22 protein-coding genes are annotated in these 19888 nt (G+C 68.7%); 3 read left to right on the forward strand and 19 right to left on the reverse strand.

Annotated features, from left to right (window positions below; translation table 11 throughout):
* Positions 1-79: 79 nt before the first annotated feature.
* Both AB0I03_RS03295 and AB0I03_RS03300 read left to right on the forward strand, forming a co-directional pair.
* Complete coding sequence (locus tag AB0I03_RS03295; protein WP_360405580.1) at positions 80-679, forward strand: DUF4956 domain-containing protein; 600 nt, start codon at positions 80-82, stop codon at positions 677-679.
* Positions 679-1476 carry a polyphosphate polymerase domain-containing protein gene (locus AB0I03_RS03300; RefSeq protein ID WP_360405583.1) on the forward strand — a complete coding sequence of 266 codons (798 nt, stop codon included), beginning with the start codon at positions 679-681 and terminating at the stop codon, positions 1474-1476. Before AB0I03_RS03295 ends, AB0I03_RS03300 begins: the two co-directional genes overlap by 1 nt.
* Here AB0I03_RS03300 and AB0I03_RS03305 read toward each other — a convergent pair.
* Positions 1457-2734: a HAMP domain-containing sensor histidine kinase gene (locus tag AB0I03_RS03305; RefSeq protein ID WP_360405586.1), complete on the reverse strand. Its 1278-nt coding sequence runs from the start codon at positions 2732-2734 to the stop codon at positions 1457-1459. The two genes, AB0I03_RS03300 and AB0I03_RS03305, sit on opposite strands and share 20 nt — an antisense overlap.
* Positions 2731-3423, reverse strand: coding sequence for a response regulator transcription factor (locus AB0I03_RS03310; RefSeq protein WP_360405589.1), 693 nt, complete (start codon positions 3421-3423; stop codon positions 2731-2733). The genes AB0I03_RS03305 and AB0I03_RS03310 overlap by 4 nt, the downstream gene beginning before the upstream one ends.
* 111 nt (positions 3424-3534) lie before the next feature.
* Here AB0I03_RS03310 and AB0I03_RS03315 point away from each other — a divergent pair, with 111 nt between their 5' ends.
* Positions 3535-4071 (forward strand): hypothetical protein, encoded by a 537-nt coding sequence (locus AB0I03_RS03315; protein ID WP_360405592.1) that lies wholly within the window; start codon positions 3535-3537, stop codon positions 4069-4071.
* A gap of 134 nt (positions 4072-4205) precedes the next feature.
* Here AB0I03_RS03315 and atpD read toward each other — a convergent pair whose 3' ends face one another.
* From atpD to thrC, 17 genes are all read right to left on the reverse strand, one after another.
* Positions 4206-5633, reverse strand: coding sequence for a F0F1 ATP synthase subunit beta (atpD, locus tag AB0I03_RS03320; RefSeq protein ID WP_360405595.1), 1428 nt, complete (start codon positions 5631-5633; stop codon positions 4206-4208).
* 2 nt (positions 5634-5635) lie between these two features.
* Positions 5636-6574, reverse strand: a complete 939-nt coding sequence (locus tag AB0I03_RS03325; RefSeq protein WP_360405598.1) for a F0F1 ATP synthase subunit gamma — start codon at positions 6572-6574, stop codon at positions 5636-5638.
* A 2-nt stretch (positions 6575-6576) separates the two neighbouring features.
* Positions 6577-8211 carry a F0F1 ATP synthase subunit alpha gene (gene atpA / locus AB0I03_RS03330; RefSeq protein WP_360405601.1) on the reverse strand — a complete coding sequence of 545 codons (1635 nt, stop codon included), beginning with the start codon at positions 8209-8211 and terminating at the stop codon, positions 6577-6579.
* Between the two features lie 34 nt (positions 8212-8245).
* Positions 8246-9067: a F0F1 ATP synthase subunit delta gene (locus AB0I03_RS03335; RefSeq protein WP_360405604.1), complete on the reverse strand. Its 822-nt coding sequence runs from the start codon at positions 9065-9067 to the stop codon at positions 8246-8248.
* A complete protein-coding gene (locus AB0I03_RS03340; protein WP_360405607.1) occupies positions 9067-9612 on the reverse strand; it encodes a F0F1 ATP synthase subunit B in 546 nt (181 codons plus the stop codon). The genes AB0I03_RS03335 and AB0I03_RS03340 overlap by 1 nt, the downstream gene beginning before the upstream one ends.
* 18 nt (positions 9613-9630) lie before the next feature.
* Positions 9631-9837 (reverse strand): F0F1 ATP synthase subunit C, encoded by a 207-nt coding sequence (locus AB0I03_RS03345; protein ID WP_208495318.1) that lies wholly within the window; start codon positions 9835-9837, stop codon positions 9631-9633.
* A 93-nt stretch (positions 9838-9930) separates the two neighbouring features.
* On the reverse strand, positions 9931-10743 hold the full coding sequence (gene atpB / locus AB0I03_RS03350; protein ID WP_360405610.1) for a F0F1 ATP synthase subunit A: 813 nt from the start codon (positions 10741-10743) through the stop codon (positions 9931-9933).
* A 33-nt stretch (positions 10744-10776) separates the two neighbouring features.
* Positions 10777-10995: an AtpZ/AtpI family protein gene (locus AB0I03_RS03355; protein WP_208495320.1), complete on the reverse strand. Its 219-nt coding sequence runs from the start codon at positions 10993-10995 to the stop codon at positions 10777-10779.
* 126 nt (positions 10996-11121) lie between these two features.
* On the reverse strand, positions 11122-11523 hold the full coding sequence (locus AB0I03_RS03360; protein ID WP_360405613.1) for a hypothetical protein: 402 nt from the start codon (positions 11521-11523) through the stop codon (positions 11122-11124).
* Complete coding sequence (locus AB0I03_RS03365; RefSeq protein ID WP_360405616.1) at positions 11520-12071, reverse strand: phosphotyrosine protein phosphatase; 552 nt, start codon at positions 12069-12071, stop codon at positions 11520-11522. Before AB0I03_RS03365 ends, AB0I03_RS03360 begins: the two co-directional genes overlap by 4 nt.
* Positions 12068-12811, reverse strand: a complete 744-nt coding sequence (locus tag AB0I03_RS03370; protein ID WP_360405945.1) for an L-threonylcarbamoyladenylate synthase — start codon at positions 12809-12811, stop codon at positions 12068-12070. Before AB0I03_RS03370 ends, AB0I03_RS03365 begins: the two co-directional genes overlap by 4 nt.
* A gap of 20 nt (positions 12812-12831) precedes the next feature.
* Positions 12832-13671 (reverse strand): peptide chain release factor N(5)-glutamine methyltransferase, encoded by an 840-nt coding sequence (gene prmC, locus AB0I03_RS03375; protein WP_360405619.1) that lies wholly within the window; start codon positions 13669-13671, stop codon positions 12832-12834.
* On the reverse strand, positions 13668-14753 hold the full coding sequence (prfA, locus tag AB0I03_RS03380) for a peptide chain release factor 1 (RefSeq protein ID WP_360405622.1): 1086 nt from the start codon (positions 14751-14753) through the stop codon (positions 13668-13670). Before prfA ends, prmC begins: the two co-directional genes overlap by 4 nt.
* Before the next feature lie 90 nt (positions 14754-14843).
* Positions 14844-15074: a 50S ribosomal protein L31 gene (gene rpmE / locus AB0I03_RS03385; protein WP_205325217.1), complete on the reverse strand. Its 231-nt coding sequence runs from the start codon at positions 15072-15074 to the stop codon at positions 14844-14846.
* A gap of 153 nt (positions 15075-15227) precedes the next feature.
* Positions 15228-17237 (reverse strand): transcription termination factor Rho, encoded by a 2010-nt coding sequence (gene rho / locus AB0I03_RS03390; RefSeq protein ID WP_360405948.1) that lies wholly within the window; start codon positions 17235-17237, stop codon positions 15228-15230.
* A 606-nt stretch (positions 17238-17843) separates the two neighbouring features.
* A complete protein-coding gene (gene thrB / locus AB0I03_RS03395) occupies positions 17844-18746 on the reverse strand; it encodes a homoserine kinase (protein ID WP_360405625.1) in 903 nt (300 codons plus the stop codon).
* A gap of 56 nt (positions 18747-18802) precedes the next feature.
* Complete coding sequence (gene thrC, locus AB0I03_RS03400) at positions 18803-19858, reverse strand: threonine synthase (protein WP_360405628.1); 1056 nt, start codon at positions 19856-19858, stop codon at positions 18803-18805.
* Between the last annotated feature and the right edge of the window lie 30 nt (positions 19859-19888).

A 19888-nucleotide genomic window follows, 5' to 3' on the forward strand; every position in this document is an offset into this window, starting at 1 on the left:
GGCGCGGCCCTAGTTTTTCTCCAGACCGCCTGAGCCGCAATCGCTCAGGCGACCGGTCCCGTCACCGAGGAGGAACACCGTGGGTCTCGCACTCGCCCTGGCACTGCCCGTCAACCTGTTCGCGATCACCGTGCTCGCCTGCGCGATCTACTACCGCCGCCATCACCGGACCGACCTCGCCTTGGCCTATGTGGCGCTCAACGTCGGCGTCTTCTCCGTGTCCGCGCTCATGCTCTCGCAGCAGGTGAGCCTCGGCCTGGCGTTCGGGCTCTTCGGCGTCCTGTCGATCCTGCGGCTGCGCTCGGACCAGATCTCGCAGCGGGACGTCGGCTACTACTTCACGTCGCTCGCACTGGGCCTCATCAACGGCATCGGCGCTTCGCGCCCGGCGGTGATGATCGGGCTCAGCGTCCTGCTGGTGGTCACCATGTACGTCGCCGACCATCCGAAGCTCGCGAACCGGGGACGGCACCGCATGATCGTGCTCGACACCGTGCACCGCGACGAGACCGCGCTACAGGCGGACCTCGAGCGGCGCCTGGGCGGCACGGTGCGGAAGTTCGAGGTCATCGACACCGACTTCGTGCGCGAGACGATGACCGTGGACGTGCGGTTCCGGCCCCAGCCCGCGAACACCCCCGCCAGCCCCGACCGCACCTACCCGATCGCGAGGGTCTGATGATCGCCCGGGAAGGACTGGACCTGTTCGCGCCCATCGACCTCGCGAGCGTCGTGGACGCCGCGAACCTGCAGACCCGCGTCGACTCCAAGTACCTGCTGACCCCGGAGGCCTACCGGCGCTTCCGCGACCGGCTCTCCCGGCACGGCGACTGGCGCTGCCTGGAGATCGACGGGCGGCGGCGATTCACGTACGAGTCGATCTACTTCGACACGCCCGACCTGCTGACGTACCGCCAGCACCGGCAGGGCCGCCGACTCCGCTTCAAGGTCCGCTCCCGCACGTACGCCGACTCGGGCGAATGCGCGTTCGAGGTCAAACTCAAAGGGGCGCGGGCGGACACGGTGAAGGAGCGCATGGACTACCGCGCAGCGGACGCGGGTCGGCTCGCACCGGACGCCGCCGAGTTCCTCGCCCAGACGCTGCGACGGGCCTACGGCATGGCCGTGCCGCACGGGATGGCCCCGCGGGTGCGCACCGACTACCGCCGCCACACGCTGGTGGACCTGCGCGCGGCCACCCGGATCACCTGCGACGAGGAGCTCCGGGTCGCCGGAGCCACAGGTTCGGCATCAGCCCGGCGGGTGTGCCTGGTCGAGGTCAAGTCGGCGCAGGCCGGCGGCCCGGTCGACCGAATGCTGTGGCAGGCGGGGGCCCGGCCCGTGTCGGTCAGCAAGTACTGCCTCGCGGCGGCCGCGCTCTACCCGTGGCTCGGCGCGAACCCTTGGGCCCGTGCGTACAAGGAGTGCTTCGGGCCGGTCGACGCCCGACCGGAACTCAGCCCAGTTCGAGTCTGATGAGCGCGCCCCTGCCGCCGTGGCCCGCGCCGAAGACGACCTGACCGCCCGAGGCCGCGGCGGCGCGGCGGGCGATGTCCATGCCCAGCCCGGTCGAACCGCCGCCGGAGCGCCCGCGCTCGAACACCGCCGCATCGGGCAGGCCCGGCCCCTCGTCGGCGATGTCCACGATCGCGCCGCCTTCGGGCCGGGCCCACAGCCGGACCTCGAACGCGGTCCCGTCGGGCGTGTGCGCGAAGACGTTCGCCAGCAGCGAGTCCATGGCCGCGGAAAGGTCTTCGGCACTGAGCTTCACCGGCAGCGGGCCGGGGGCGAGCGAAACGCGGCACTCGCGGGCGGTGTCCTCGGCGAGCGCGGACCAGAACTCGAAGCGCTCGGCCACGACCGCGACCGCATCGCATTCGGCCGCACCGAGTCCGGGCCTCCGGGCGTCGCGGATCGCGGCATTGACGGCCCGCTCGACCTCGCCGATCGCCTCGTCGACGGCGGCCCTCTCGGCCGGGTCTGCGATCGCCTCGGCTTCGAGTCGCAAGACCGTGAGCGGGGTGCGGAGCCGGTGCGAGAGGTCGGCGACGCGTTCGCGCTCCCGCTCGCGTTCGGCTTCGAGCAGGTCCCTGATGCGGTCGGCGAGGGAGTTCAGTGCGGTGCCGACCCGTTTGATCTCGGGCGGGCCTTCGGCGCCCGCCCTGGCCTCCAGGTCGCCTTCAGCGAGCCGGTTGGAGACTTCGGTCAGATCGGCCAGCGGCACGAGGACCACCCGCGCCAGACGCGAGGCCAGGAGCAGACCGAATCCCAAGAGCACCAAGGCGATCGCGCCGAGCAGCAGCCAGGAGCGGCCGACGCCGGCGGTCAACTGGGCGTCGTCCACATAGGCCCGGACGACTGCATGACCGTTGTCGGGCATGCGAACGCCGTAGAGAATCTCCCGCCCGCCCTCGGTCGCGGCGGTGAGGGATCTGCCCTGGGCCGCAAGGTCGACGGCCGAGGAGCGGGGCGCCTCGGCGCCTATGACACTCCCGTCGGGCCAGAAGACGGTGACGGGGTAGGGGCTCTCGGCGTTGAGCAGCGCCACGCTGTTCTCCATGTCGGACTTCGGCGTTGTCGCGACGATCGAGGACAGGACCTGGGCCTCCTGCTCGGCCGCGGTGACGACGCGCTCGGCCGCGGAGTTGCGCAGCAGGATCGCCAGAGGGATCGAGAAGACGAGCAGGATCAGGGTGGCGGTGGCGGCCACCAGGAGTGTCAGGCGGGCCCTCATGCGGTGCTCCCCGGGTCGACGAGTTTGACGCCGACGCCGCGCACCGTGTGCAGGAACCGCGGGGTCTGCGCGGTCTCGCCGAGTTTGCGGCGCAGCCACGCCAGGTGGACGTCGACGGTCTTGTCCGCCCCGCCGAACGGCAGGTCCCACACCTCGGTGAGCAGCTGGCGCTTGGGAACGACCTCCCCCGCACGGGCGGCGAGGTGGTGCAGCAGGTCGAATTCCTTGGGACTCAGTTCCAGAGCCCGGCCGTCGAGGACCGCCTGGCGGCCCTTCGGGTCGATCCGCAGCGGACCAACGACGACGGTGGGATCGGCCGGCGCGCCCGCTCCGGCGCGGCGCAGCACCGCCTGGATGCGCGCGTCCAGCTGCTTCGCGGTGAACGGCTTGACCACGTAGTCGTCGGCGCCCGCGCCGAGGATGCGGACGATCTCGTTCTCGTCGTCACGGGCCGTGGCGACGATGACGGGGACGTCGGAGACGCCGCGCAGCATCCGCAGCATCTCGCCGCCGTCGAGGTCGGGCAGACCGAGGTCGAGCACGACCAGGTCGGGCCGGTGGTCCACGGCGGCGCGCAGCCCGGTCATCGCGTCGGGGGCGGGTGCGACCTGGTGTCCGAGGTCCCTGAGGGACCGCAGGAGCGCGGTGCGGACGCGTTCGTCGTCCTCGATCAGGAGCAGCTGGGCCATGCGGGAACTCTATGCGGCGCTGCCGTGGAGGGGCACATCACGTCGGTCCCTCAGTGAGCCTTAGACCGGCCTTATCGCGCTCTTAAGGTTCCGGCGGGCAAGCTGGATCGCATGAAGAGGAACCTGGTAGTGAGCGGCTGGGTGGCCGCCGCGGTGGTGGCCGTCGGTGCGGGGATCGGCGCGGTGGCGCTGGCGCAGGGCGGGACCCTCGCCCCGCCGACCGAGCCGATGTCCGAGGAAAGCGTCCTGGAAGCCCTGGCGGAGGGGAACGAGGGAGGCGAGGCGGTCGCGACGCCGAGCGAGCGTCCTGAGCCGAGCCCCGAAGCGAGCCCGGACACGCCGACGCCCACGGGCGCACTCGACGAGGTCCCGACCGGCGACGCCACCGGCGGGGACGAGGTCATCGCGACCGACGGCGGCTCGGTCCTGGCCCGCTGCACCGGCACCGACGTCGAACTGGTGTGGTGGGTGGCCTCGCAGGGCTGGCGTGCCGTCGCCGTCGAACCCGGTCCCGCCGCGTCCGCGACGTTCGGGTTCACCGACGACGATGACGATGACGATGACGACGGCCTGATCTACCAGGTCACCTGTGTCGACGGGGTTCCCACCGCCGCGCAGCGACCCGGCGACGACGACGCCGACGACTGAGGCGCGACCGAATGCGGCACTGCCGGCGGAGGCACGACCGGCGGAAAGACCACTGACACTGCACCTGGGGGAAGGAAAGCGGCCCCGGAACCTTTCGGTTCCGGGGCCGCTCTCGTCAAGCGCTGCAATAAGGGTCACCCCTTCTTGCGGAGCTCCTCTTCGTTCTTGTGCAGGTCCTCGAGGCCGCCGCACATGAAGAACGCCTGCTCGGGGAAGTGGTCGTACTCGCCCTCGGCGATCTTCTTGAAGGCCTCGACGGTCTCCTTGACGGGGACGAACGAACCCTCGACACCGGTGAACTGCTTCGCCGCGAACGTGTTCTGCGACAGGAAGCGCTCGATGCGGCGCGCGCGGCCCACGACGAGACGGTCCTCTTCCGAGAGCTCGTCCATACCGAGGATCGCGATGATGTCCTGCAGCTCGTTGTACTTCTGCAGGATCTGCTTCACCTGGGAGGCGACCGCGTAGTGCTCGGCACCCACGACCTCGGGCTCCAGAATGCGGGAGTTCGAGGCGAGCGGGTCGATCGCCGGGTAGATGCCCTTGTCGGAGATCTTCCGCTCGAGGTTCGTCGTCGCGTCCAAGTGCGTGAACGCGGTGAACGGCGCCGGGTCGGTGTAGTCGTCCGCGGGGACGTACACGGCCTGCATCGAGGTGATGGCCTTGCCGCGCAGCGAGGTGATGCGCTCCTGGAGCTCACCCATCTCGTCCGCCAGGGTCGGCTGGTAACCCACGGCCGAGGGCATGCGGCCCAGCAGCGCGGAGGTCTCCGAACCGGCCTGCGTGAAGCGGAAGATGTTGTCGATGAAGAGCAGCACCTCCTGGTTCTTCACGTCGCGGAAGTACTCGGCCATCGTCAGGGCCGACAGGGCGACGCGAAGACGCACCCCCGGCGGCTCGTCCATCTGGCCGTAGACCAGCGAGGTCTTCGGGAGCACGCCGGCCTCGGCCATTTCGGCGATGAGGTCGTTGCCCTCACGGGTGCGCTCGCCGACACCGGCGAACACCGAAGAACCACCGAAGTTCTGGGCGACACGGATGATCATCTCCTGGATGAGCACCGTCTTGCCCACGCCGGCGCCGCCGAACAGGCCGATCTTGCCGCCCTTGACGTACGGGGCGAGGAGGTCGATCGCCTTGATGCCGGTCTCCAGCATCTCGGTCTTCGGCTCCAGCTGCGCGAACGCCGGGGCGTGGCGGTGGATCTCCCAGTAGTCGTCGGCCTCGAGCTCTTCGCCTTCGGCGAGGTTCAGGCACTCACCGAGGACGTTGAACACCTTGCCCTTGATGCCGTCGCCGACGGGGACCTTGATCTGGCCGCCGGTGTCGCGGACTTCGGTACCGCGGACCAGGCCGTCGGTCGGGGCCATGCAGATGCCGCGGATCTGGTTGTCGCCCAGGTGCTGGGCCACTTCCAGGGTCAGCGTCTTGTTGTGATCGCCGTAGACGACGTCAACGTGGAGTGCGTTGAAGATCGCCGGGATGGCATTTCGAGGGAACTCGACGTCGACGACCGGCCCGATGACCCGTACGACGCGCCCCACTCCTTGAGTGTCAGTCATCGTTACTCTCTTCCTGCGGCGGAAAGGGCCGAGGCCCCGCCCACGATTTCGCTGATCTCCTGCGTGATCGCCGCCTGCCGCGCCGCGTTCGCGCTCCGCCGCAGGGTCTTGATCATTTCATCGGCATTGTCCGTAGCGGCCTTCATGGCCCGACGCTTCGCCGCCAACTCGCTGGCCGCGGCGTCGATGAGCGCCGCGTAGATGCGAGTGGTCAAGTACTTCGGCAGCAGCGAGGCGAGCAGCGCCTCCGGGTTCGGCTCGAACTCGTAGTCCGGGAGGAGGATGTGCTCGTCGAGCTCTTCCTCCTCCACCTCTTCGACTTCGAGAGGAGCCAATTGCCGCGGTTCAGGGGTCTGCGTGAGCAGCGAGACGAACCTGGTGTGCACGAGGTGCAACTCGTCCACTCCGAGGATACCGTCCGCACCGCCGTCGTCGTCCTCATCGTCCGCGCCGGACATGAACGCCGCGAGCAGCGTCCGCGTGATCTCCTGCGCGTCCGAGACCTTCGGCTGCTGGGAGAACCCGGTCCACGACTGCTCGATCGGCCGACTGCGGAAGTTGTAATAGTCGACCCCCCTGCGACCGGCGATGTAGAGCACCGGCTGCTTGCCCTCTTCGGCGAGGCGCGAGACCAGCTGCTCGGCGGTGCGGATGACGTTGGCGTTGTAGCCGCCGCACATCCCCTTGTCCGCAGTGACGACCAGGACACCGGCACGCCGCACCCGCTCGCGCGGCTGGAGCAGCGGGTGGTTGATCGACGCGTTCGACGCCAAGGAGGTCATCACACTGGTCATGGCGCGGGAATACGGCAGCGACGCCGCCACCCGCTCCTGCGCCTTGGCGATGCGGCTGGTCGCGACCAGCTCCTGCGCCTTGGTGATCTTCCGGATGGACTGGGTCGACTTCAGCCGCTTCCGCAAACTACGAAGCTGCGCTGACATGGCTAACCCCTCTTGACGCGCTTGACGGTCTCGACATCCACGTCGCCTTCAAGGGCGTCTTCAGCGGTGTCGGTCACGTGCAGGTCGTCCGCGGTGGCCTTGAACATCTTCTTGAACTTGGCGGCCGCGCGCTTGAGGGTGTCCTCGATGTCGCCGGCGACCTTGTCCTTGCCTGCGGTGAGCTGGGCGACAACGTCCTTGTGGTTGGCCCGCATGTAGGTGAGGAACTCCGCCTCGAAGCGGCGCACCTCTCCCACGGGGATGTCGTCGAGCTCACCGGCGGTGCCGGCCCAGATCGAGATGGTCTCCTCGCCCATGGGGAGCGGCTCGGCCACACCCTGCTTGAGCAGTTCGACCATCCGCAGACCGCGGTCCAGCTGCGCACGGGACGCGGCGTCCAGGTCGGACGCGAAGGCCGCGAAGGCCTCCAAGTCGCGGTACTGGGCCAGGTCCAGACGCAGCGAACCGGCGACCGAGCGCATGCCCTTGGTCTGCGCGGCGCCACCGACACGGGAGACGGACGTACCGACGTTGATCGCCGGACGCACACCCGAGTTGAACAGGCCCTCTTCGAGGTACACCTGGCCGTCGGTGATGGAGATGACGTTGGTCGGGATGAACTGCGAGATGTCGCCGGCCTTGGTCTCGATGATCGGCAGACCCGTCATCGAACCGCCACCGAGCTCCTCGGAGAGCTTCGCGCAACGCTCCAGCAGACGGGAGTGCAGGTAGAAGACGTCACCGGGGAAGGCCTCGCGGCCCGGGGGACGACGCAGCAGCAGCGACACGGTGCGGTACGCCTCGGCCTGCTTCGACAGGTCGTCGAAGACGATGAGGACGTGCTTGCCGCTGTACATCCAGTGCTGGCCGATGGCCGAACCGGTGTAGGGCGCCAGGTACTTCAGGCCCGCGGGCTCGTCGGCGTTCGCCGCGACGATGGTGGTGTACTCCATCGCGCCGTGCGCCTCGAGCATGCCCTTGATGCCCGCAACGGTGGAGCCCTTCTGGCCGACCGCGACGTAGATGCAGCGCAGCTGCTTGTCGGGGTCGCCGGACTCCCAGTTCGCGCGCTGGTTGATGATCGTGTCGATCGCGACCTGCGTCTTGCCGGTCTTGCGGTCGCCGATGATCAGCTGGCGCTGGCCGCGCCCGATGGGGGTCATCGAGTCGATGGCCTTGATGCCGGTCTCGACGGGCTCGAACACCGACTGGCGGCTGACGACGTTGGGGGCCTGGGCCTCCAGCTCGCGCTCGCCCTCGGCCTCGATCTCGCCGAGGTCGTCGATGGGGTTGCCCAGGGCGTCGACGACGCGGCCCAGGAACTTGTCGCCCACCGGCACGGAGAGGACCTTGCCGGTGCGCTTGACCGACTGGCCCTCGCCGACCTTGACCGGGTCGCCCAGGAGGACGGCGCCGATCTCGCGGACGTCGAGGTTCAGGGCCAGGCCCATCACGCCGCCCTCGAACTCCAGGAGCTCGTTGGCCATGACGGAGGGCAGGCCCTCGACGACGGCGATGCCGTCGCCGGCGGAGGTGACGGTACCGACCTCTTCGCGGGTGATCTCCGGCCGGTAAGACGAGACGTACGCGTCGAGCGCGTTACGGATCTCGTCAGAGGAGATGGTCAATTCAGCCATCTGAACGTTTACCTTTCTGTTGTTACCGGCTGGATCAGCGTCCGGCCAAGGCTTGGCGGGCTTCGTCGAGGCGGCGCGAGACGGAACCGTCCCACAGCTCCGAGCCGACTTGCACTCGGATGCCCCCGACGATCGCGGGGTCGACCGTGACCTTGAGCGCCACAGGGCGCCCGTAGACCAGGGTGAGCTTGGCGGCGAGCTGGCGCTCCCCCGCCTCGTCGAGCGGCCTCGCCACGGTCACGTAGGCCACGGTCTCGTCGTGGGCCGCAGCGGCGGCCTCGACGAGATGGGCCAACGAGGCGTGGAAGCTGCGACCGCCGATGCCGAAGCACGAGGCGGACGCCAGCTTCACCGTCACCGGCTCGGCCTTGCCCGCGAGCAGCTGCTCGACGAGCGAGGCCCGGCCCTTCGGGTCGGAGCCCGAAGCGCCCAGGACGGCGGCGAGCTCGGCGTCGCCGTCGACGAGCTGCCCGAAACGGAACAGCTCGTCTTCGACGTTCGCCAGGCTGCCGTCCTTGGTCGCGGCGAGCAGCAGCGCCGTGACGGCGAGCTGCTCGGTGCCGTCGACCAGTTCGGACGGTGCGCCCCAGCGGCCGCGCACGAGCGTGGCCACCACGTCAGCGGCGGTCGCGCCCACTTGGCCCGCGATGAGCCCGCGGACCAGGCCCTCCCGGTCGTCCGCCGTGCGGGCGGGGTCGGACAGGGCGCGACGCAGCCGAGGCTGGTCGACGAGGAACCTCGTCACTCCCAGCAGCTGATCGCCGCACTCGGTGAGCTGCTCGGCCGAGGCGCTGGAGGCGGCTGCCTCCAGCACGGCCCGGCCGGCCTCGATGCTTTCGCGTCCAGTCGTCGACATCAGCGCGCTCCGCTCGTCTCGGCCGTGTCGTCGGCGATCTGGGCCAGGAACTGGTCCACGGTCGCCGTCGTGTCGGCGTCGCCGGCGAGGCGCTGGCCGATGATCTTCCCGGCCAGGTCAACGGCCAGGTTGCCGACCTCGCTGCGCAGCTCGCGGACGAGCTGCTGGCGAGAGGCCTCGATCTGCGCGTGGCCCGCCGCAATGACGCGGTTGGCCTCCTCGCGGGCGGAGACGAGGATCTCCTCCTTGGCCGCCACAGCGTCGGCACGAGCCTCGTCGCGAATCGCGGCGGCCTCTTCCTGCGCGGTGGCGAGCTTGCGACGGTATTCCTCGAGCGTCTGGTTGGCCTCTTCTTGAGCCCGCTCAGCCCGCTCGATGCCGCCTTCGATCGCGTCCACTCGTGCCTCGAAGGTCTTCTCCATCAAGGGGAAGACGAACTTCATGAGCACGAAGCACAGCAGACCGAAGGCGATGGCGCCGACGAGGATCTCTTGCCAGATCGGGAAGAGAATCGCCGTGCCCCCTTCTTCGGCGGCGAGAATCATGTTCGCTCCGTGAGGTGGTTAGGAGTTGATGAACGCGAGGACCAGGCCGAACAGGGCCAGAACCTCGACGAGGGCGAAGCCCATGAACAGCATCGGGCGGGTGATACCGGCCGACTCGGGCTGACGCGCAGTGGCGGTGATCCACGCGGCGAAGATCAGGGCGACACCGATACCGGGGCCGATCGCAGCGAGGCCGTAACCGACGACGTTGAGGCTGCCTTCCATGGCGTTTTTCTCCTAGGTGTCAGCGTGGCGTGTCCGTCACGCGCACGATGTTCTTCAATTGCGAAAACTGGATGGGGGTGAAGGCTCGGGGAGCTAGTGCTCGTCCGCGAGGGACCCCTGGATGTACATGCCCGTCAGCAGCGTGAAGACGTAGGCCTGCAGCAGGATGACGATGAGCTCGAAGAAGGTCATCGCGATGCCCATGCCGAACGAGAAGATCGACAGGCCCTGGACGAAGATGTTGCCCGCGTTGAGCATCTCGAAGCCGCCGAGGATGAACACCAGCAGGATGAGGTGGCCGGCGAACATGTTCGCGAAGAGCCGCAGGGCGAGGGTGACCGGTCGCAGGATGATGTTCTGCAGGAACTCGATCGGGATCAGCAGGGGGTAGATGAACCAGGGGGCGCCCGGGGGCACGCAGGTCATCTTGAGGAAGCCGATGAAGCCGTGCTTCTTGAAGCCCACGAACATGTAGATGCCCCACGAGATCACGCCGAGCATCAGCGGGAACGCGATGTGCGAGTTCGGGGAGACCTGGATGCCGGGCACGATGGCCCACATGTTCATGATGAGGATGAAGAGGAAGAGCGTCGCGAGGTAGGGCGCGAACCGCACGCCCTCCTTCTTGCCCATCTGGTCGATGGCGACGGTGTTCCGGATGAAACCGTAAGCGGTTTCGGCGATCCACTGCTTCTTCGTGGGGACGATCTGGGGTTTGCGGTACGCCCACAGGAAGAAGACGATGAGAATGGCGACAGAGGCCCACACCGCGAAGGTGATGGTGGTGAACATATGGGCGAGGGCGGTGTCGCTGAGCCCGGTGAACCAGTCCCGGAAGTCAAAGTTGTGAATGCCGGGCGGGAAGTGGGATTCCCCTTCGGCCAGCACGGTGGCTGAGTCGGTCACGCGAGTCACGCCTCTCAGTCAGTGTCGGTCAAGTTACGGCGACATCTGCTTGATCAGCAGGTAGATCCCTGCTGCAGCACCGACCAGCATCCCTACCAGGAGCCCGACTTTGGGCAGTTCGAGCCACAGGTCGACCAGATATCCGAGACCACCCCAGAAGATGAGCCCGGACAGCAGATATCCCAGCGCACGCCAGCCCATATCCGAACCATCCGGCTGGGGCTTGCGATCGGGGGGTTCCATGTCGGCCATGTCGAGCTGAACTCTAACAGCTACTACACAGGAACTGCCCAGCGGGTTCGCTGAGATGAGCGCCATCTGTGCGGCGTTGTCAACCCCTGCGAAACACCGCGTGTCGCAAGGGTCGTCAAGAATTCGTCAAGAACGCTGATCGAGCTCGATGTAGAGAATTTTCGCCTTATAGGCCCAAACGACCTGGGTGGCGAGCCACGCGACGGCCCCGCCGATCACGCCGTAGGCGAAGGGCAGCAGCGCGTCCGGCACGGCCGCCTGGACGACCGAGAGGACCGTCAGCACGAGCGCCAGCTTGACCGAATACGTGATCAAAGCCATAGGCAGAGTGAGACGCAGGTCAAAGGTCTCGGCCAGTGCGACGGCCGCCGCAGAACCCGCGAACCCCAAGGCCGCCAACGCTACTCCTGCCGGAGCGGCCCATGCGGCGGTCCCGCCGGCTGTGATGCCGCCGACCACCGCGGCGATGACGGCCGCGATCGCCGCGGCGATGAGGCACGGCCGCAGGAACCCTTTGATCTTGGTCATGAGCGCGGCTCCAGGGCGGCGGCCACCGGCTTCAGCGCCGCTTCGAGCTGGTCGGCGATCTGGGCGTAGACGGCCTGCCGCATCCCCCAGGGGTCGGCGAGGTCGATCTCGTCGTAGTCGCCACGGCGCGCGTCGGCCGCGTCGACGAGGGCCTTGCCGCGGACGGCGGTGTCGCCGTCCGGGAGGGAGTCGGCGAGGTCGGCGGCCATCGACCCGAACGAGCGGACGAGGAAGGCCTTGGCGAACGACTCGGGGAAGCGCTCGCCGAGGTACTCCAGGTGCCCGATCGTGGCGACGAGGATGAGGTCCGAGGCCTCGACGTGCTCGCGCAGGAGGTGCCGGGCCCGGTGGCCGTCGGGGTCGTAGCCGCGCGAATCGAGCTCGGTCATCGCGTTGTGCTGCATGTTCTCGCCCTCGTGGAAGGCCGAGATGCCCGCGCCGTGGTTGAGCACGTCCTCGCCGGTGAGCCCGGCGAGGATGCGCTCGGACATGGGCGACCGGCAGATGTTGCCGGTGCACACGTGCAGCACGGTGAACGGCGAGGTCACGCCTGGTCGGCCTTCTGCTCGGCGGTCTCGTCGGCTTCCGCGTCCGTCGCCGCAGTGTCATCTGCTTCGAGGTCGTCCGCTTCCGGCTCGTCGTCCTCGGGGCCCTGGCCGGGGCCGTAGCCGTCGCGGTCGAGCGTGTCGGGCACGATCTTGCGGATCTGCTCGAGGCTCAGCGCGCCCAGGCGCAGGATCTGCGGCGGGTGGGCCACGCAGTCGATGATGGTCGACGGCTGGTTGTCCTCACTCGGGCCGGCCTCCAGGTACACGGAGACGTCGGAGCCGAGCTGGGCCTTCGCGTCGGCGGCGGTCTCGGCCGGGGGCTGGCCGGTCTTGTTCGCCGAGGAGACGGCCATCGGGCCGGTCTCCTTGAGCAGTTCGAGCGCGAGCGGGTGCAGCGGCATGCGCACCGCGACCGTGCCGTCGGTGTCACCGAGGTCCCAGGTCAGGGTCGGGGTGTACGGCACGACGATGGTGAGCGGGCCGGGCCAGAACGCCTCGATGAGCTCCTTGGCGGAGTCGGGGATGTCAGAGGCGATGCCGTCGAGGGCCCGCTTCGAGCCGATGAGGACCGGGGGCGCCATGTCGCGCCCGCGGCCCTTCGCGGCGAGCAAGGCCTTGACGGCCGTGGGATTGAACGCGTCGCAGCCGATGCCGTAGACGGTGTCGGTGGGAATGACGACGAGACGACCGCCGGTCACAGCCCTGGTGGCCGACTTCAGCCCGGTCGCGCGGTCCTTGATCTTCCTGCAATTGAACAGCCTCACGGCGACAAGCCTAGCCTTCCCGTTGCGAACCGCGGGCGGCCCGCCAGGTCGTCGTGGTCCTCGGTCTCGGTGAACCCGCTGACGTTCAGGATTTCGGGGGCGACGGCACCGTGCGTGTCGTCGTGCTCGAAGCCGAACCAGCCGCCGGGCTTGAGCCAGCTCGCGGCGCGTACGGCCAGCGGCTGGATCACGGCGAGCCCCGCTTCGGCGGCGTAGACCGCGCCGGTCGGGTCGAAATCGACCTCAGGCGCGACTTCCATGTCGAACGGGACGTAAGGCGGATTGGCGACCACGAGGTCGACCTGGCCGTCGAACTCGTTCAGGGTGTTCGCCGCGGTGGCGTCCGCGAGCACTGCGATCGCACCGGTGCCGTGGAGGTTCTGGTAGGTCCACTTGAACGCCTCCGGGTCCGACTCGACCGCCCAGACCCGGCTGTCCGGACGCTCAGTGGCGATCGCATGGGCGATCGCCCCCGAACCGGAGCACGCGTCGATGACGAGGCCCCCGTGCGGCAGGTGTTCCAGGGCCCAGTCCACGAGGAGTTCGGTCTCGGGCCGGGGCACGAACACGCCGGGCCCGACCGCGAGCTCGCCGTAGCGGAACGCGGCCGACCCGATGATGTGCTGGAGGGGCTTGCGCCATGAGCGCTCGGCCAGGAGCCGCATGTACTCCAGGCTCTGCTCCTGGGTCGGGGGGTCGGCGACGAGCAGCCTGCCGCGCGGCACGCCGGCGACGTGTGCGGCGAGCAGTTCGGCGTCGACTCGCGGCGAGTCGATGCCCTTCTGCCCCAGCAGCTGCGTGCCGGACCCGATCAGGAACCGCCAGTCGTTGATCATTCCGTGCCGCGTGACATGCGCTCGGCCCGGTCGGCGGTGGCGAGGGCGTCGAGGACCTCGTCGAGCGCGCCGTCCATGACCTGGTCGAGGTTGTAGGCGGTGAAGCCGACGCGGTGGTCGGTGAGCCGGTTCTGCGGGAAGTTGTACGTCCGGATGCGCTCGGAGCGGTCCGCGGTGCGCACCTGCGAGAGCCGGGCGGCACCGGCGGCGGCGGCGGCCTCCTCCTGCTGCTTGGCGAGGAGCCGGGCGCGGAGCACCTTGATCGCCGCTTCCTTGTTCTGCAGCTGGCTCTTCTCGTTCTGGCTGGTCACGACCACGCCGGTGGGCACGTGCGTGAGGCGCACGGCGGAGTCGGTGGTGTTGACCGACTGGCCGCCGGGCCCGGAGGAGCGGTACACGTCGACGCGGACATCGTTCATGTTCAGCTCGAAGTCGACCTCTTCGGCCTCGGGCATCACGACGACCGCCGCAGCGGAGGTGTGCACGCGTCCCTGCGACTCGGTCACGGGCACGCGCTGCACGCGGTGCACGCCGCCCTCGAACTTCAGGCGCGACCACACGCCGTTGCCGCCTTCGGGAGTGCCCTTGGTGCGCACGGCGATCGAGGAGTCCTTGATGCCGCCGAGGTCGGTGGGCACCATCTCCAGGGTCTCGACGGTCCAGCCCATGCGCTCGAAGTAGCGCAGGTACATGCGCATGAGGTCCCCGGCGAACAGGCCGGACTCCTCACCGCCCGCGCCGGCCTTGATCTCGATGATCACGTCCTTCGCGTCGTCGGGGTCGCGCGGGACCAGCAGCTCGGCGAGCTTCGACTCGAGCTCGGGGATGCGCTTGCGGATGCTCTCGGCCTCCGCCGCGAACTCGGCATCCTCCTTGGCGAGCTCCTCGGCGGTCTCGAGGTCGTCCTTGGCCGACGCGATGTCCTCGGCGGTCTTCGCGATCGGGGACAGCTCCGCGTAGCGGCGTCCGACCCGCCGCGCCTGGGCCTGGTCGGCGTGCAGGGCGGGGTCGCCCATCTGGACTTCCAGGTCGCGGAACTCGGCGAGGAGCGATTCCAGGCGGTTGTCGGCAGCGGTCGTCATTGCGGATCCTTCGAATGAGCCTTGCGAGCAGTCAGGTGATACGAAAAACGCAGCGCCCGCGTCATAAGACACGAGCGCTGCGCGGCAAAGCTACTTACCGGCCTGAGCCTTCTCCTGGGTCTTGGCGTAGCGGGCCTTGAACTTGGCCACGCGACCGCCGGTGTCGAGGATGCGCTGCTTACCGGTGTAGAACGGGTGGCACTTGTTGCAGGTCGCAGCCTGGATCTTGCCACTGGCCACCGTCGACCGGGTGGTGAAGGCGTTCCCGCAGGAACAGGTCACCTCGGTGACGACGTACTGAGGGTGGATCCCGTCTTTCATGACTTCCCTTTCTCTGGGTCGCCGGGTCGGCATGAGCCGTGAACCGGAACCGCATCGTGCCCGTTACGGGCGCTAGGGTGCGCGACCTGCGCACCAACACTCAATGATAAGGCGTGAGGCCGCTCTCAACGAGGGCGGCCTCACGCCTCACGACTACTCGCCGGGCGTGTTCTTGACGATCTGCATCAGGAACTCGGCGTTCGTCTGCGTCTTCTTCAACCGGTCGATCAGCAGGTCGATCGCCTGCTGCGGGTCCAGCGAAGACAGGACCCGGCGGAGCTTCAGCATCACTGCCTGCTCCTCGGCGCTCATCATGAGCTCGTCCTTGCGGGTGCTCGACTGGTGCACGTCGATCGCCGGGTAGGTGCGCTTCTCGGCGATCTTGCGGTCGAGCTTGAGCTCGGCGTTGCCCGTGCCCTTGAACTCCTCGAAGATCACCGTGTCGCCCATGGAGCCGGTCTCGACCAGCGCCGTGCCGATGATGGTCAGCGACCCGCCGTGCTCGATGTTGCGCGCCGCGCCGAGGAACCGCTTCGGCGGGTACAGCGCCGTCGAGTCGATGCCACCGGACAGGATGCGTCCCGAAGCGGGCGACGAGTTGTTGTACGCGCGGCCCAGACGGGTGATCGAGTCGAGCAGCACGACCACGTCGTGGCCGAGTTCGACCAGGCGCTTGGCGCGCTCGATCGCCAGCTCGGCGACGGTGGTGTGGTCCGACGGCGGGCGGTCGAAGGTCGAGGCGATGACCTCGCCCTTCACCGAACGCTGCATGTCGGTGACCTCTTCGGGCCGCTCGTCCGCGAGGACCACCATGAGGTGGCACTCGGGGTTGTTCGTGGTGATCGCGTTCGCGATCGCCTGCAGCACCATCGTCTTACCGGCCTTCGGCGGGGAGACGATGAGGGCGCGCTGGCCCTTGCCGATCGGGGCCACGAGGTCTATGACCCTCGTGGTGATCGCGTTCGGCTCGGTCTCCAGACGCAGGCGCTCCTGCGGGTACAGCGGCGTGAGCTTGTAGAACTCGTCGCGCTTCGTCGCGTCCTGCGGGCTCATGCCGTTGACGGTGTCGAGGCGGACCAGCGGGTTGTACTTCTCGCGACGCTGCTGCTGCTTGCCGCCCTGGCCGTTCGGCTCTTCCGGGCTGCCGCCGCGGCTGGGCTTGACGGCGCCGGTGATGGCGTCGCCGCGGCGCAGGCGGTGCTTGCGGACCTGCGACATCGAGACGTAGACGTCGTCAGGGCCGGCGAGGTAGCCGGTGGTCCGGATGAACGCGTAGTTGTCGAGGATGTCGAGGATGCCGGCGACGGGCACGAGCTGCTCGTCGTTCGCGACGCTGCCGCTCACGCGGTCGCGCTCGGGAGCCTCGTCCCGGCCGCCGCGCTGGCGGCGGTCGGAGCGGTCGCGGCGCTTGCGGCGGCGGTTGTCGCCATCGCCGTCGCGCGGACCGCGGTCGTCGTAACCGTCGTCCTCGTTCCGGCGCTCGCGGGTCTCGGTGCGGGCCTCGGACTGCTCGGTGCGCTCAGCGCGCTCGGGGCGTTCAGCACGCTCCGAACGCTCGGGGCGCTCCTCGCGGCGGCCGTTCTCGCGGTTGCCGCCTTCGCGACCGCTCTCGCGGCCGCCTTCGCGGTTGTCGCGCCCGTTCTCACGGGAGCGGCGACGCCGCTGCGGGCGGTCCTCATCGGACTCGATGGTCGTCGGCTCGTCAAAGTTACGGCTCGCAAGCTTCGCCGTGGTCGACTGGCCTTCGGACTCAACGGTTCCAGTCTGACGCTCTTCACGGCGGCGCGGCTGCGGCGGACCGGCCGGGCGGGTCGCCCGGCGGGCGGCGGTGCCGCCCTTGGCCTCTGCACTCTCGGAGCCGTTGTCGGCGGGCGCGGTGTCGACTGTGGTCGACGGGGCCTCGGCGATGGGCGTTTGGTCAGAGTCAGGCACTGGCGGGGCCTCCTTTTCCGCGCTGGCACCGCCGGGCTGCGAGCCCGCATCCTGCCGTTCCTGGATGGCGGCGATCAGCTCGCTCTTGCGCATCCGGCCAACGCCGGTGATGCCGAGCGATTGCGCCATCTGCTGGAGCTCGGGCATCAGCATAGAGGCCAGACCGGTTCCTGCCCGACGGCGCTTCTTGGTCTCCGGAATCTCTTCCGCAGCCGAAGCCTCATCGCTCATCCGGTCCGACGTCGTGCCGGTGGTGTCGCTCAATGGATTCCTTCCCTGGCGGAACTTCGAAGTGGATTCGAGGAGTTTCCGCGTCTTTCAAATAGCCGCAATGCCGATGTTCTGGTCTGCGTCCCGCCATCGCTTCGGCCGCTTTCGGTCAGCATGTGACCTCGGCGGTTGGAAGACGACGGTTGACACTGGGTGCAACACCCCTGGGCTGTCCGCTGAGCAGACGGTCCTGATCGTGGTGAGCAGCCTCTGGGCCTGCGACTGGACGGCTTTGCGATGAATGATCGTGCACGGTGAGACACGTGATTGCGATCTCCGCTGATTGCGATCCTCGCCTTTGCGATCCGATCCGGGCGGAGGCCCGGCGCCACAAGCGGACAGCGACTGTTCCTTGGTCGAAACCGTGCCATGCCACGCTGGAGCTATGCAAAGTCACAAATCCATGGTTGAGGGTGATGACCCAAACAAGAGATCAGGCGTGCGCTGGATGCGCCACAGCTGTTGTGACCACAAGCATAAGCAAGGCTTCGAGCAGTCACGACACCGGGTGGTCGTCTAACTGGAATGGTAGCGCACTCTTCCCATTCACAACAACGGACCCGAGGATCACTCGTTCGGGGAGGTCGCGACCTGCACGGCCCCGTCGGCGACTTCCAGGCGCATGGCCTCGAAGCCCGATGGGACCTCGGGTACTCGCGCGTCGTCGACGGTAAGGGCGAGCACGGTCGGACCCGCACCGGAGATCGCGGCTGCGATTCCGGCGGAGCGCAATGCTCTCAACAAATGGGTGCTCTCGGGCATTCCCTTGGCCCGGTACGACTGGTGCAGCCGGTCGTCCGTGGCCTCGAAGAGGCGCGAGGGGTGGTGCGTGATCGCGGCGGCGAGCAGCGCGGACCGGGAGAGGTTGAACACCGCGTCGACGTGCGGGACCTTCTCGGGCAGCGCCGCGCGGGCGACCGAGGTCAGGCCCTTCGACTGCGGCACGAACACCCACGGGTGGACGCGCGGCGACGGCTCGAGGCCGATGGCCTTGGCACCGTCCTCTGTGGTGTAGGCGATGGTGAAGCCGCCGAGGAGGCACGGGGCGACGTTGTCCGGGTGGCCTTCGATCTCGCTGGCGAGGGCGAGCTTCTGCGTGCGGGTCATGCCGGCGCCGGCGAGCGCGTCGGCGAGCATGATGCCCGCGACGATCGCCGCCGACGAGGAGCCGAGTCCGCGGGCGTGCGGAATCCTGTTGCGGCACTTGATCTTCAGGCCCGGGGCCGCGAGGCCGAGGTGTTTGAAGGTGCGCAGCATCGTGGCGGCCACGAGGTGGCGTTCGTCGAGCGCGACGGTGCCCTCGCCTTCGCCCTGGACCTCGACCATGATGGCGGTGCCGCTCGTGGCCTCGGCCGTGACCTCGTCGCAGAGGTCGAGGGCGAGGCCCAGCGAGTCGAAGCCGGGCCCGAGGTTGGCCGAGGTGGCCGGGACGCGCACGGTGGCGCGGGGGCCGGTCTGGAAGGCCTCCAACTAAAGGCCCACCCGTCGCCCGCCGCCACCCGAACCGGTGGTCGCTTCGCTCCCCATCACAGCCCCAAAGCGGTGGCGGTCTTGACCACGTCGACCGGGACGGTCTGCGGCTGCGGCGCGGTGGAGACGGCCCAGTCGGGGTCCTTGAGGCCGTTGCCGGTGACGGTGCAGACGATCGTCTGTCCTTTCTCGACCCAGCCGGCTTCGGCCTGCTTGAGGAGCCCGGCGACCGAGGCGGCCGACGCGAGTTCGACGAAGACGCCTTCGGAGCGGGCCAGCAGCATGTACGCGGCGTGGATCTCGCGGTCGGTGGCGGCGATGATGTCGCCGTTCGACTCCTTCTTGGCGTCGAGCGCCTTCGTCCACGAGGCCGGGTTGCCGATGCGGATCGCGGTCGCGATGGTCTGCGGGTGCTCGACCACGTGGCCGTCGACGATCGGGGCGGAGCCGGCGGCCTGGACGCCGAGCATCCGGGGCAGCTTCGTGGCGTTGCCCGCGGCGTGGTCCTCGTTGTAGCCCATCCAGTAGGCGGTGATGTTGCCCGCGTTGCCCACCGGCAGGCAGTGGATGTCCGGGGCGTCGCCGAGGACCTGCACGACCTCGTACGCCGCGGTCTTCTGCCCGAGGATGCGGTTGAAGTTGATGTGGTTGACGAGCGTCACCGGGTAGTCCTGGGCGAGCTTGTCGGCCATGGTGAGGCAGTCGTCGAAGTTGCCGTCGACCTGGAGGAGCTTCGCGCCGTGCACGAGGGCCTGGGCGAGCTTGCCGAGGGCGATCTTCCCGGCCGGGACGAGCACCGCGCAGGTGATCCCGGCGCGCGCGGCGTACGCGGCCGCCGAAGCGGAGGTGTTGCCCGTGGAGGCGCAGATGACGGCCTTCGAGCCCTCCTCGACGGCCTTCGAGACCGCGAGCGTCATGCCGCGGTCCTTGAAGGAGCCGGTCGGGTTGAGGCCTTCGACCTTGAGGTAGACGTCGCAGCCGGTCTTCGCGGAGAGGACCGGGGCGGGCAGCAGCGGCGTGCCGCCCTCTTGCAGGGTGACGACGGGGGTGGCGTCGGTGACCGGGAGCCGGTCGCGGAATTCCTCGATGAGGCCGCGCCACCCCGGGCGCATGCTTGGCGAAGCTTGCGAGCCATGACCTGG

This window comes from Glycomyces sp. NPDC021274 (genome assembly GCF_040641195.1).
Classification (GTDB): domain Bacteria; phylum Actinomycetota; class Actinomycetes; order Mycobacteriales; family Micromonosporaceae; genus Glycomyces.